Annotated in this window: 7 protein-coding genes; 5 read left to right on the top strand and 2 right to left on the bottom strand. The window is 72.8% G+C overall.

Going from position 1 to position 14107, the window contains the following annotated elements; all coding sequences use genetic code 11:
* Positions 1–81 precede the first annotated feature (81 nt).
* A complete protein-coding gene (locus tag ABZ809_RS22815; RefSeq protein ID WP_357564599.1) occupies positions 82–1551 on the bottom strand; it encodes a SagB family peptide dehydrogenase in 1470 nt (489 codons plus the stop codon).
* 41 nt (positions 1552–1592) lie between these two features.
* On the bottom strand, positions 1593–3896 hold the full coding sequence (locus tag ABZ809_RS22810) for a TOMM precursor leader peptide-binding protein (protein WP_357564598.1): 2304 nt from the start codon (positions 3894–3896) through the stop codon (positions 1593–1595).
* Positions 3897–4219: 323 nt separating this feature from the next.
* Here ABZ809_RS22810 and ABZ809_RS22805 point away from each other — a divergent pair, with 323 nt between their 5' ends.
* The 5 genes from ABZ809_RS22805 to ABZ809_RS22785 are packed head-to-tail and all read left to right on the top strand — an operon-like array spanning position 4220 to position 14105.
* Positions 4220–5224, top strand: coding sequence for an AfsR/SARP family transcriptional regulator (locus tag ABZ809_RS22805; protein ID WP_357564597.1), 1005 nt, complete (start codon positions 4220–4222; stop codon positions 5222–5224).
* A gap of 55 nt (positions 5225–5279) precedes the next feature.
* Positions 5280–5852: an FcoT family thioesterase gene (locus ABZ809_RS22800; RefSeq protein ID WP_357564596.1), complete on the top strand. Its 573-nt coding sequence runs from the start codon at positions 5280–5282 to the stop codon at positions 5850–5852.
* Between the two features lie 37 nt (positions 5853–5889).
* Entirely contained in the window at positions 5890–7458 is a 1569-nt protein-coding gene (locus tag ABZ809_RS22795; protein ID WP_357564595.1) for a fatty acid--CoA ligase, read from the top strand.
* Positions 7459–7463: 5 nt separating this feature from the next.
* Positions 7464–8873 (top strand): carboxyl transferase domain-containing protein, encoded by a 1410-nt coding sequence (locus ABZ809_RS22790; RefSeq protein WP_357564594.1) that lies wholly within the window; start codon positions 7464–7466, stop codon positions 8871–8873.
* 39 nt (positions 8874–8912) lie between these two features.
* Positions 8913–14105, top strand: coding sequence for a type I polyketide synthase (locus ABZ809_RS22785; RefSeq protein ID WP_357564593.1), 5193 nt, complete (start codon positions 8913–8915; stop codon positions 14103–14105).
* Positions 14106–14107: the final 2 nt, after the last annotated feature.

Below are 14107 nucleotides of genomic sequence, written 5' to 3'. Positions count from 1 at the left end.
TCCCGCACGCATCCTGAATGCTCTTTTCGAGCCCGGGTGGGAAGGGTGTAAAAACCTTTACAGTCAGGCCGACGGATGATTTCACATTCCGTGTACGCCTAGGTACTCCTCGTCGCGGGCCATGTCGTTTTCGGGTAGTCCGATGACGAATTCTCCGACGCCGACCTCGGCGGGCCAGTCGAGTCCGAACGCCGAGGCGGAAACCTGCGCGTCGCCCATGGTGAGGGCGCACGCGGCGAGCCCCAACATCGTGGCGACGAGGTAGAGCGTCTGCTGGAGCATGCCGACGTGCTTCAGGGTCGTGGCGTGGGAGATGCTGTCGTACACCCAGGACAGCCGTTCGGCGCGCGCCGTCATGGTGATCAGTACGGGTGGCCGCCGGTGCCCGCCGACGGAGACCCGGGCGTTGTCGAGCAGCTCGTCGATGTCGGCCGGGGTGGCGTTGACGAGCGTCAGCGCGTGCTCGACCGGGTTGTAGTGGTAGATGCCGCGCCGCAGGTCGGGGCAGCGGTCCACCGTCAGGTACAGCTCCAGTTCGTACAGCGAACCCGCGCTGGGGTACGGCCGCCGCGTCACCGTGTACCGCACGCCGCCGGGCGCGGTGGCCCGTGCCTGGAGGCGGACCCTCGCCGCGTGGAACAGCAGCTCGCCGAGATCCCGGGTCGAGGGCGCCGCGTCGGCGAAGGAGCGGTTGCAGCGCCGGCTGTCGAGGGCCTCGGTGAGGGTCATCCGGTGCCGGCTCGGGGCGGGCGGCCGGTACATCGGGATCCGTGGCCCGTCGGGCGCCGGCTTTGCCGCGACCGGCGGCGCGACGGTGTCGACGTGCCGGAACGTCGCGCCGGTCGGGCTGTCGTGCGTGCCGAGCCTGCTGCGCGAGTGGAACAACAGGTCGTACGGAGACCACAGCAGCAGCGTGGGGTCGGAGTCCTCGTGGAACCGCCGGGTGCCGGGCTCACCGAGGACGACCATGCCCGCGCCGACCAGGTGGGCGACGACGTCGGCCACGGTCGGGAGCGGCAGCTCGACCCGTTGCCCGACCTCGGCGCTGGTGGTCGCGCGGGCCAGCGCGCCGAGCACCAGGGACGCCTGCGGCCGGTGCAGCACCACGCGGTGCGGCGACAGCGGGGACTCGATCGCCAACTCGCCGTCGCGCTGGTGCGCGAACGCGAAGCGGGACAGTTTGATCGGTCGGTCCGCGGCCACCTCGGGCAGCTCGAACACCCCCTGCGGGGACACCGGCTGGACGGACAGCAACGGCACCGGCGAGTCCCGCGAGGCGAGTGACCGCACGATCCGGCCGGGCAGCAGGTCGAACACCGCCTGGAGGGTGGACTGGTCCAGCCCGGCGACGTTGCCGAGCGCGACCGGCCCGTACGTCATGCGGTGCAGGACCTCCTCGACCGCCGGCGCGGCCCGGCCCACCGGGACGTCCCCCCAGCGGCTGAGGATGGTCAGCGTGCCATCCTCGGCCGTCTCGATGGTCACGTCGTCCCGGAAGGACCAGAGCGACAGGCTCGGTCCGGGGTGGGACTTGTCGGCGTCGGATGGCAACCTGGCTCCTCGGCGGGTGCGGCGGCGGCGCCGCACCCGCTTCACACGAAAAGTGGTATCGGGTTGAGGTTCTCGTAGGCGGTGGGACGGTCGAGCCGGCCGAGCTTCACCGGGACGTCGAACAGCCGGCCCGGCGCGAACCGTGCCCAGAAGCCGCGCATCCCCGGCACGATGGCCTTCACCACGGGAAGCCCGACGTCCGGCCGGGTCTGGTCGAGCACGAGCACGTCGAGCCCCAGTGCCTCCAGCCTGTGCTGCACCGAGCGGACGTCGTCGAGCAGGTCGTCCGCCGGGGTGTGGCGGTAGTCGGCCAGCCCGCGGGCCGGCACCGTCGGGTCGGGACGCAGGTAGGCGTCCCCGGCCCAGGTGGCGGTGCGCCACCAGCGCACGGCGTCGGGATCGGACCAACCGTACGCGTCGTCGGCGCCGGCGACCTCCGCCACGGTCGGCAGCAACTGGTTCATCTCGGTGAGCGCGCGGATCAGCGCCGCCCGGGGATCCAGGTGCGTGCCGAAGCCGAACATGATGTCCTCGCACCGCTTGTCGGTGCGCCGGGACAGCGCGGCCATCGTGGGGATCCCGACGTCGGAGGTCACGTCGAGGACCCAGACCTCGCGGTGCAGGCCCGCGTAGACCTCCCGCAGCTCGTCGATCCAGGGGTCGCCGAAGCTGGCCAGGTCGACCGCGGGCGCCTGGGTGCGGTTGTACCACCACAGGGCCACCGCGTCGCGTTCCACGATCTCCAGCAGGCCCTGAAGCAGCGCGTCCTCCAGGCTGCTGCCCGCGGCGTTGCCGTTGGAGTCCGCGCAGAGCGACATGCCACCGTGCTCCTCCGGCACGTTGAAGTAGAGCATCGAGGTCGGCAGCAGGCGATGCCGCCGCTCGGTGAGCGACCACACCGGGGTCCAGCTCGTCACGGCCGAGTCGTCGAAGGGGGCGCAGATGTACTGGAACGGCGAGCAGGTGGCGTTCCACCGGGCCCGGTCGGCGTACTGCCGCTCGTCGAACAGCAGGCAGTCGTCGGGATGGACGGCGGTGTCGGCCAGCTCGGTGTAGCTGCCGGTGACGCGGGCCTCGTCGCCGTGGAAGTAGGCGCTGTGCCGCTCGACGGCCTCGCACAGCGCGCTCACCTCGGCCTGCAGGGGGGTAACGCCCTTGCCGCCGTTCTCGGCGCGCAGGGCGAAACGCATCTGCTCGACGTTCCTGCGCGTCGTCATCGCCAGGTTGGGCCCGGATCGGAAGGAGTTGAGGAAGGCCGGGCCCCGGTGGTCGCGGGTGATCTCCTTGACCACACCGCTGACCGGGCTCACCAGGTGCCCGTAGTCGTGCAGCACCCGTTCCGGCGGCAGGGCCCGGTGGCTCCCGCCGGAGCGGAAGGCCTTCGGCCGGCTGCGCAGCGGCACGGGCCGGAACGCCCGGTCGCGTTCGATGCCGGGATCGCCGCACTCCGGGCACTGCGGTCGTGCGCGTACCTCGTGGTGCCTGCCGCGCAGGGTGACGCTGTCCAACGTCCACACCGCCCGCTGCCCGTCGTGCCGGAGCCCGGCCGTCCACTTGGCGGCCTCCAGGGCCACCAGGTGCACGGCGGCCGCGCCGAGCGGCGGTATCGACACCTGCGGACCGGCGACCGCCGTGTCGGGGCCGACGACGGCCCGCAGGCGCGTCTCGGCCTGGCGGTGCCCGCGCAGCCGGTGCGCCAGGCAGTGCCAACACCCCGCGCCGGCGGCCGGGTCGAACACCGGCCCCACCCACACCTGTGCGCCACCGGGCTTCGCGAGCAGCCACGGCCGGCGGGCGGCCCGGTGCGCGGCGTCGACGGCGATCAACTCCTCGTCGAGGTAGTCGTCACAGATCACAATCGATAAGTCGGGCGACGCGGCCGAAAAGTTCCCGGCACCCTGGGCGACGGTCAGGCCGGCCCCGCGGAGGGCGTGCGCGGCGTCCGCCCAGGTGGCGCCCGGGGAGCCGACGGTGATCAGGTCGACGCGGGCGGTGGCGGTGGCGCGTACGGCGGTGGCGGCGTCCAGGCCCACCGACTCCCAGTACGCGAGCACGGGCTCGTCGGCGCCCGTCTCCTGCGCCGGCCGCACCGTCACCAGGCCGGCGTCGACGAGCCGCGTGACGATCGTGCCGATCTCGGCGGACGTCATCCCTGGCGGACTGTCCCGGACGAGTTCCGCGAGGTCACGGCTGCCGTCGAGCAACGGGGCCAGGGCCTCGACGTGTGCGCCGCTGACCGAGGTGGCCCCACGTTCGGAAAGCAGATAGACCGCGTCGCCGCGCACCACGTGGGCCCGCAGGTGCCGCTTGAACCCGACCCGGAGCTGTGCGTCCCCACCCGACATGGCTGCCCCCTGTTCGACAAGCGCCGCGCAAGCGACGCTCCAGCGTGCCTCCAGTCAGCCTCCCGGTGGCCTACGCTGCGGGCAAGTGCGGCCGTCACGGGCTGCCCTCTGGTTTGGTCACGTCGGTCCATGACGCGGTCACTATCGGCTCGACCCCGGCTGGGAATAGCGTGGAAGCCTGTCCTGACTCCCTCTGGTCAGAATCGTCGCTCCCGCCACGGAACCAGTACGCCCGGCACCACCTCTCGGCGCTGGAAAGTGCGGTGGACTCGACTGATAGCGAGGTCGGCGAAATGGTTACCAAGTTTGCTGAACTGGGATCGATGTCGCACGAGGAGAAACTGACACTTCTCGCCGCGTTGTTGGAGTCGGCGGGCGACCGGGCGATGGAGGCCGGGCGCCACCCCGAGCCACCACCGGTCGCGCCGCCGGCCCGGCCACCGGCCGGAAACCCGCTCGCCGGGGTGCGGTTCGAGCTGCTCGGCCCGCTCGTCATCCGGCACGACGGGGTCGACATCGCGCCGAGCGCGCCGAAGCTGCGGCTGGTGCTGTCCACGTTGCTGTTCAACGCGAACCAGCCGGTCGGGGCGTCGGTGCTGGTCCGGGAGCTGTGGAGCGCCGGGGCCCCGCGTACCGCCCACGCCACCCTGCAGACGTACATGTTCAAGGTGCGCAAGCTCTTCCGTGGTGTGCTCGGCGGCTCCGTCGAGGACGTCGCGCGGGACGTGCTGCTCACCTGCTCCGGGGGCTACACGCTGCGGGTGGACCCGAAACAGCTCGACATCGTCGAGTTCGACGACCTGGTCACGGCGGGCACCACGGCGATGCGCGCGGGCGACTACGAGCGGGCCGGCACGCACCTGCGCCGGGCGCTGGCGCTGTGGCGCGGCGACGTCGTGCACCAGGGCCAGTGGGGCCCGCAACTGCGGGCCCAGGCCGCGCGGCTGGAGGAGCGGCGGTTCTACGCGTACACCACCAGGATCGACGCCGACCTGTGCCTGGGCCGGCACCGCGAGACGACCTCGGAGCTCGCGTCGCTCGTCGTGGAACATCCGCTGCACGAGTCGGCACACGCGATGCTGATGCTCGCGCTGCACCGGTCCGGTCGTACGCCGGCGGCGCTGGAGGCCTACCTGCGGTTCCGGCGGCGGATGCTGGGCGAGCTCGGCATCGAGCCCTCGGAGCGGATCCAGGCGCTGCACCTGGCCCTGCTGTCGCCCGAACCGCTGCTCGCCGACCTTTCGCTCACCTCCGACATGCTGCTGGACCGATTGGTCACCCGGGCCCGTACTGGTGGTCGGACGAGTTCTTCCCCTGTTACCGGGTGATGGACCAGCGCCGATTACCTTCAATTTCGCACTCGTGCGCTAAGGAGGAATAGCGATGACGACATCGCCCGTCAAGAACAGCGCGTCGATCGGGGTGGCGACATTTGCCAACGACCCGGAGCTGCTTTCCAACGTGCTGCGGCCGTACGCCCGTGCGAAGACCCAGTATCTGAAGTCCGCGACGCTGACCGTGGCCAACGGGCTGGGCAGTGCCCAGGGCGAGTTCGCCATCCCCTACCCGTGCTACATCGACGACACCGGTCACCTCAACTCCGTCGAGGTGAACATCTGCTTCAACCAGCTCTACTACTACCTGATCGCCAAGAGCGTCCAGGAGCAGGTGGTGCCCGCGCTGTCGGCGTGGACGATGGACGACTACTGGGCCAAGCAGCTCCCGGACATGCTGATCACGCACTTCTCCAGCAAGTTCCGGCGGCCGATCGACTCGTCCGCGTTCTACGGCGAGGTGACGATCGCCGAGTTCAGCGAGCGCAACCGCAGCAAGCCGGTCCAGATCATCGACATGCCCTGGCGGTTCTGGGACGACAACGGCGGCATCGCCGAGGGCGAGGTGCGGATGGCGCTGGTCAACCCGCCCGGCATGCGTATCCAGGCCGACGCCGCCTGAGTCGCCCCCACCCGTACGCCCACTGAGGAGGACCCCGGTGACTGTCCAGTTGCGCACGCTCGTCGACGTGGCGCGTAGGCATGCGGCCCAGCAGCCGGACGCCGTCGCGATCATCTGCGAGGGCCGGCGCGTCGACTACGCCACCCTGCACCGCGTCAGCAACCAGGTCGCCCGTGCCCTCCAGGCGGCGGGCCTGCGCCCCGGCGACCGCATCGCCTACCTGGGCAGGGAGACCGAGCACTTCTACGACCTGCTCTTCGGTGCGGCGAAGGCCGGCGTGGTGCTGGTGCCGATCAACTGGCGGCTGGCTGCCGGCGAGGTCGAGCACATCCTGCGGGACTCCGGCGCCGCGCTGGTGTTCGTCGACTCCGACTCGGCCGCCGTCGCCGACAAGCTGGCGCCGGAGTTGCCGTCGCTCAAGCAGGTGGTCGGCATGGACGCCCCGGGGGCGCCCCGGGCCGGCTTCGCGGCCTGGGTGTCGGCGCAGCCGGACGCGAACGTGCTGACCAGGGTCACGCCCGACACGCCGTTGGCGCAGATGTACACCAGCGGGACGACGGGGCTGCCGAAGGGCGTCGTCCTCGCGCACCGCAGCTTCTTCGCGGTACGCGACGCGCTCGCCTCGGAGAACCTCGACTGGCTCGACTGGCGTGCGGGCGACGTCAGCCTCGTCGGCATGGCCGGGTTCCACATCGGCGGCCTGTGGTGGGCGACCCAGGGCCTCGTCTCGGGCGTTCCCAACGTGGTGATGCGCGAGTTCACCACGGCCGGCGCGGTCGAGCTGATCAGGACGCTGCGCGTCACCACCGCCATCCTGGTGCCCGCGATGCTGCGGCTGCTGCTGGTGGAGCCCGGCGTCACCAGGGAGGACTTCACCTCGCTGCGCAAGGTGGTCTACGGCGGTGCGCCCATCTCGGCGGCGTTGCTCGCCCGGTGCATGGAGGGCTTCGGCTGCGAGTTCGCCCAGATCTACGGCCTCACCGAGACCGGCAACACGGCCATCTGCCTGCCCCCGGCCGACCACACGCCGGACAGCGGCAAGATGCAGGCGGCCGGGCGCCCCTACCCGGGCTTCGAGGTCAAGATCGCCGACGACAAGGGCAACCCGTTGCCGGCCGGCGAGATCGGCGAGGTCTGGCTGCGTACGCCGGCGGCGATGGTGGAGTACTGGAACCTGCCGGAGGCCACGGCGAAGACGCTTGTCGACGGGTGGGTGGTCACCGGTGACGCGGGCGTGCTGGACGAGGACGGTTACCTGTTCATCCGGGACCGGATCAAGGACATGATCATCGTGGCGGGGGAGAACGTCTACCCCGCGGAGGTCGAGAACGTCATCGGCCGGCACCCGCTGGTCGCCGAGTCGGCGGTGGTGGGCGTGCCGGACGAGCGTTGGGGCGAGGCCGTCTACGCGTTCGTGGTGCCGGTGGAGGGCCAGCAGCTCACCGAGCGTGACCTGGCGTTGCACCTGCGGGGTCAGCTCGCGGGCTTCAAGCAGCCGCTGCACTACGAGTTCATCGACCGGGTGCCCCGTAACCCGAGCGGGAAGATCCTGCGTCGCGAGCTGCGGGAGCGGTTCTGGCAGGGCCACGAGCGCAGGGTGAGCTGACCGCGATGACGGGGGTGATCAGCGAGCGGGACACCCGGGCCCCGCGGTACCGGCTGTCCCAACTGCTGGACCACGACACCCTGACCCCGCTGCACGATCCGGACGACGTCGCGACCACCGTGGCCCGGGGCCGGATCGCCGGCGAGAAGGTGATCACCTTCTGCACCGACGCGACCGTCAAGGGCGGCGCGCTGGGCCTGCCGGAGTGCCTGCGCATCCGGGACGCCATCGACCTCGCGCTCGCCGAGGGCGTACCGGTGGTGGGCCTGTGGCACTCCGGCGGCGCGAAGCTCGCGGGCGGCGTCGAGTCGATGCACGGCATCGGCGCCATCTTCGCGTCGATGGTGCGGGCGTCCGGCCGGATTCCCCAGCTCTCGGTCGTGCTGGGGCCGGCGGCGGGCGGTGCCGCGTACGGCCCGGCGCTCACCGACATCGTCATCCAGGCGCCCGCCGGCCGGATCTTCATCACCGGTCCCGACGTGGTGCGCAGCGTCACCGGCGAACAGATCGACATGGCCGGGCTCGGCGGGCCGGACGCGCACGCCCGCAAGTCCGGCGTGACGCACGTGCCCGCCGACTCGGAGGAGGACGCCTACCACCAGACGCGGCGCCTGGTGGCGCTGCTGGCCCGACCGGGCGCGTTCGACCCCGCCCGGGCCGGCGCCCCGCGGGACCTGCGCGCGCTGCTGCCCGAGTCGCCGGTGCGTGCCTATCCGGTCCGACCCCTGTTGACCGCGCTGCTCGACGACGCGGACCTGCTGGAACTCCAGCCGAAGTGGGCGGCCAACATGGTGGTCGGCTTCGGCCGGCTGGGCGGCGGCACGGTCGGCGTGGTGGCGAACAACCCGCTGCGCAAGGGCGGCTGCCTCGACTCCCTCTCGGCCGAGAAGGCGTCCCGCTTCGTGCGCATGTGCGACGGCTTCGGAATACCGCTGCTCGTGGTGGTCGACGTCCCCGGCTACCTGCCCGGCGTCGCGCAGGAGTGGGGCGGGGTGGTGCGGCGCGGGGCCAAGCTGCTGTACGCCTTCGCCGAGGCCACCGTTCCGCGCGTCACCCTGATCACCCGCAAGTCGTACGGCGGCGCCTACATCGCGATGAACTCGCGGGCACTCGGCGCGACGTCGGTGCTGGCGTGGCCCGACGCCGAGGTCGCCGTGATGGGCGCCGAGGCGGCCGTCGGCGTCATCCACCGCAGGACGATCGCCGCGGCCGAGGAGACCGGCCGCCCCGAACTCGTCGCGCGACTCGTCGAGGAGCACCGACAGGTCGCCGGCGGCCTCGACCGTGCGTTGGACCTCGGCGTGGTCGACGAGGTCGTCCGTCCCGAGGACACCCGCGCCCGTCTCGTCTCCGTGTTCGCCGACGCCACCGGCCCGGTCCGCCGGCGCGGCACGCACGGGAACATCCCGCTCTAGCACCCGATCCCCCACCGGTCCGCTCTTGGAGTGACGTCGATGCCCGAAAACGAGGAAAAGCTGCTCGACTACCTCAAGCGGACGACAGCGGAGCTGCGCGAGACGCGCCGGAAGCTGCGTGACGCGGAGGAGGCGGCGCACGAGCCCATCGCGATCGTGGGTATGGCCTGCCGATTCCCGGGCGGGGTGCGGACCCCGGAGGACCTGTGGGACCTGGTCGCCGCCGGTGGGGACGGGATCTCGACGTTTCCGACGGACCGGGGTTGGAACGTGGCGGAGTTGTACGACCCGACGCCGGGTGTGGCGGGGAAGTCGTACACGCGGGAGGGTGGTTTCCTGCACGACGCGGCGGAGTTCGACGCGGAGTTCTTCGGGATCAGCCCGCGTGAGGCGCTGACGATGGACCCGCAGCAGCGGCTGCTGCTGGAGACGTCGTGGGAGGCGCTGGAACGCGCGGGCATCGATCCGGTGACCCTGCGGGGCAGTGACACCGGCGTGTTCGCCGGGATGATGTACCACGACTACGCCGGCAACAGCTCCACCGGCGCGATCGCCTCGGGCCGGGTCGCGTACGCCCTGGGCCTGGAGGGCCCGGCGGTCACGCTCGACACGGCCTGCTCGTCGTCGCTGGTCGCCCTGCACCTCGCCGCCCAGGCGCTGCGCAACGGCGAGTGCGCGTTGGCGCTGGCCGGTGGCGTGACGGTGATGGCGACGCCGGAGACGTTCGTGGAGTTCTCCCGGCAGCGGGGCCTGTCGCCCGACGGCCGGTGCAAGTCGTTCGCCGCCGCCGCCGACGGCACCGGCTGGTCCGAGGGCGTCGGCGTACTGGTGGTCGAGCGCCTGTCGGACGCCCGCCGCCACGGCCGCCGGGTGCTTGCGGTGGTGCGGGGGACGGCGGTCAACCAGGACGGCGCGTCGAACGGCCTGACAGCCCCGAACGGGCCGTCGCAGCAGCGGGTGATCCGGGCCGCGCTGGCCAACGCGCGGCTGTCGGCGAGCCAGGTCGACGTGGTCGAGGCGCACGGCACGGGCACCACGCTGGGCGACCCGATCGAGGCCCAGGCGGTCCTGTCCACCTACGGCCAGGGCCGGGACCAGCCGCTCTGGCTCGGCTCGATCAAGTCGAACATCGGGCACACCCAGGCGGCGGCCGGCGTCGCCGGGGTGATCAAAATGATCCTCGCCATGCGGCACGGGCTGCTGCCGCGCACCCTGCACGTGGACGAGCCGTCGCCGCAGGTGAACTGGTCGGCGGGCGCGGTGTCGCTGCTGACCGAGCCGGTGGCGTGGCCGGCCGGCGAACGCCCCCGACGCGGCGCCGTCTCCTCGTTCGGCGTCAGCGGCACGAACGCACACGTGGTGATCGAGGAGGCCGAGCGGGAGGACGCCCCCGAGGCGGTGCCCGCGGACCGGCCGCCGGTGATCCCGTGGGTCCTCTCCGGACGGACGCCCGAGGCGGTACGGGCCCAGGCCGCGCGCCTGGCCGCCGCGGTGGCGGGCCGGGATCCCGACGACGTCGGGTTCGCACTGGCCGTCGGCTTCACGCTGGCGGTCGGGCGGACCGCGTTCGAGCACCGCGCCGCGGTGGTGGGCCGCGACACCGAGGAGCTGGTACGCGCACTGGAGGCGGGTGTGCAGCCGACCCCGGCGGCCACCGAAGGGCGGTTGGCGTTCCTGTTCACGGGACAGGGCGCGCAACGACTCGGCATGGGCGCCGAACTCGCCGCGGCCTATCCGGTCTTCGCCACCGCCTTCGACGAGGTGTGCACCGCCCTCGACGCCCACCTCGACCAGCCACTACGCAAGGTCATCGACACCGACGACCTACACCAGACCGGCTACACCCAGCCCGCCCTGTTCGCCTTCGAGGTCGCCCTCTACCGACTCCTCGAATCCTGGGGCATCCGCCCCCACGCCCTCGCCGGCCACTCCATCGGCGAACTCGCCGCCGCCCACATCGCGGGCGTCTGGACCCTCGCCGACGCCGCGAAACTTGTCACCGCCCGTGGCCGTCTCATGCAGGCGCTGCCCACCGGCGGCGCCATGGTCGCCGTCGAGGCCAATGAGGAACAGGTCACCCCCCACCTGGACGACCGGGTCGGCATCGCCGCCGTCAACACCCCCACGAACCTCGTCCTCTCCGGCGACGAGACCGCGACCCTCGCCGCCGCCGAGCAACTCGCCGCCGCCGGACACCGCACCAAACAACTCACCGTCTCCCACGCCTTCCACTCCCACCTGATGGACCCCATGCTCGACGACTACCGGGCCGTCGCCGCGTCCATCACGCACCACCAACCCGCCATCCCCCTCGTCTCCACCGTCACCGGCCAGCCGCTCCACCCCACCCCCGACTACTGGGTCACCCAGGTCCGCGACACCGTCCGGTTCCACGACGCCGTCACCACCCTGACCAGCACCCAGCACACCAGCACCTTCGTCGAGATCGGCCCCGACACCGTCCTCGCCACCACCACCGGTGACACCACCGCCATCCCCACCGCCCGCCGGGGACGGCCCGAGACCCACACCCTCACCACGGCCGTCGCCGCCCTGCACACCCTCGGCTTCCCCGTCGACTGGCCCACCTGGTTCGCCGGTGCCCGCGCCGTCGAACTGCCCACCTACCCCTTCCAGCGCCAGCGGTACTGGGCGGAGAACGCGAGCGCGGCGGGGGCGGCGAGCCGGCTCGGCCTCGCCGACACCGCGCACCCCCTGCTCGGCGCGGCCGTCGCGCTGCCCGACTTCGACGGCGTCGTCTACACCGGCCGGCTGTCGACCGGCACCCACCCGTGGCTCGCGGAGCACGTCGTCGCGGGCGCCGTGCTCGTACCCGGCGCGGCGCTCGTCGAACTCGCGATCCACGCCGCGGACGCGGTCGGCTGCCCGGTGGTGGACGAGCTGACCACCGTCGCCCCGCTGATCCTGCCCGAGGACGGCGCGGTGCAGCTGCGCCTGCGGGTCGGTGAGCCGGACGCGGAGGGCCGCCGCCGGGTCGAGATCCACTCCCGCGACGAGCACGCCGAGACCTGGACGGCACACGCCACCGGGCTGGTCGCCGCGGACCCGGCCACCGCGCCGGACACCGTGACCGAGTGGCCGCCCGTGGACGCCAAGCCGGTCGACCTGACCGACGGCTACGAGCGGCTCGCGGACCAGGGCTACGAGTACGGGCGGGCGTTCCGGGGCGTCACGGCGGTGTGGCGACGCGACGACGAGTTGTTCGCCGAGGTGGCCCTCCCCGAGGCCGACGAGCGGTTCGCGTTGCACCCGGCCCTGCTGGACGCGGCGCTGCACGCCCCGCTGCTGGCCGACCCGTCCGGCACGGGGACGACGGTGCTCCCCTTCTCCTGGCAGCAGGTCGTGCTGCACGCGACCAACGCCACCGCCCTGCGGGTCCGGATCGCCCCCGTCGAGTCCGGCTGGACGATCACCGCGACCGACGGCACGGGCGCCCCCGTGGTGTCGGTGGGCCGGCTGGAGACCCGTCCGGTCGCCGCGCTCGACGCCCGCCCGGCCCACCACGACTCGCTGTACGAGCTGACCTGGACCCCGGTGCCGGTCGCCGACGGGCCGGCCGGCGACGTGACCGTGCTCGACACGACCACGTTCCCGCCCGGCCCCGCCCCGACGGACACCCCGGCCGGCGTCCGCGCCACCCTGCACCGCGTGCTCGACGAGATCAGGGCGTGGCTGGCCGAGCCCACCGACGGCCGCCTCGTCGTGCGTACCCGGGGCGCGGTGGCCCTGCCCGGTGAGGACGTCACCGACCTCGTGGGCGCCGCCGTGTGGGGGTTCGTCCGCTCGGTCCAGGCCGAGCACCCCGACCGGGTCGTCCTGGTCGACGGCGACGTGCTGCTCGCCGACGACGAGCCCCAACTCGTGGTCCGCGACGGCGTCGCGCACGCCGCCCGGCTGGCCCGGGTGCGTACCGCCGATCCGGTTCCCGCGGACTTCGGCACCGGCCCGCTGCTGCTCTCCGGCGCGTCCGGCGCGCTGGGCGCGGTGGTGGCCCGGCACCTGGTGGCGACGCACGGGGTGCGCGACCTGCTGCTGGTGTCGCGTCGGGGCGCGGCCGCGCCGGGCGCCACGGAGCTGGCGGCGGAGCTGGCGGAGGCGGGTGCCTCGGTGGAGTGGGCGGCGTGCGACGTGGCCGATCGGGACGCGGTGGCGGCGCTGGTCGCCGGCCGGGCCCTGACGGCGGTGGTGCACGTCGCCGGTGTGGTCGACGACGGGCTGCTGACGTCGCTGACGGCGGAGCGGCTCGATCGGGTGCTGGCGCCGAAGGTGGACGCGGCGTGGCACCTGCACGAGCTGACGGCGGGGCTGGGGCTGTCGGCGTTCGTGACGTTTTCGTCGGCGGCGGGTGTCGTCGGCAACGTGGGTCAGGCGGCGTACTCCGCGGCCAACGCGTTCCTGGACGCGCTGGCGGTGCGGCGCCGGTCCGCCGGCCTGCCCGGGCAGTCGCTGGCGTGGGGCATGTGGGACGGGGGAATGGCGGGTGAGCTGACCGCCGCGGAGCGGCAGCGGCTGGCCCAGGCCGGCGTGCGCGCCCTGTCGGTCGACGAGGGCCTCCGGCTCTTCGACGCCGCGGTCACCTGCGCCGCGCCGGTGCTCGTGCCCGTCGGGTTCGACCTCAACGTGGTCGACGGGGCGATCTACCGCGGCCTGGTCCGGGCCCGGACGCGGCGGGCGGCGTCCGCCGGCAACGGCCTCGCCACCCGCCTGGCCGGCATGTCCGACCAGGAGCGCGGCGACCTGCTGCTGGAGCTGGTACGCGGCACCGTCGCGTCGGTGCTCGGGCACTCCGATCCCGAGCGCATCGACCCCGCCCGCGCCTTCAACGAGCTGGGATTCGACTCGCTGGCCGCGCTGGAACTGCGTAACCGGCTGAACGCCGCCACCGGCCTGCGGCTGCCCGCCACCCTGACCTTCGACCACCCGAACACCCGCGCGGTCGCCGAGTTGCTGTACGAGCGGCTCGTCCCGGACAGCGGCACCGACGGCGGGCTGCCCGAGGACGAGATCCGGCGCATCCTGCTCGCCATCCCCATCAGCCGGCTCCGGGACGCCGGCCTGATGGACAGCCTGCTCGAGCTGGGCGGCGTGCGGGTCGGCACCGCGGAGCCGGACGCCGCACCGGCCAGTTCCATCGACGACATGGACGCCGACGCACTGATCAGCATGGCGCTCGCCGACCTCGGCGGCGCGACGACGGAAGCGGGGAGCTGACC

This window comes from Micromonospora sp. NPDC047074 (genome assembly GCF_040643815.1).
Classification (GTDB): domain Bacteria; phylum Actinomycetota; class Actinomycetes; order Mycobacteriales; family Micromonosporaceae; genus Micromonospora.
This window is presented reverse-complemented; position numbering and strand designations above follow the sequence as displayed.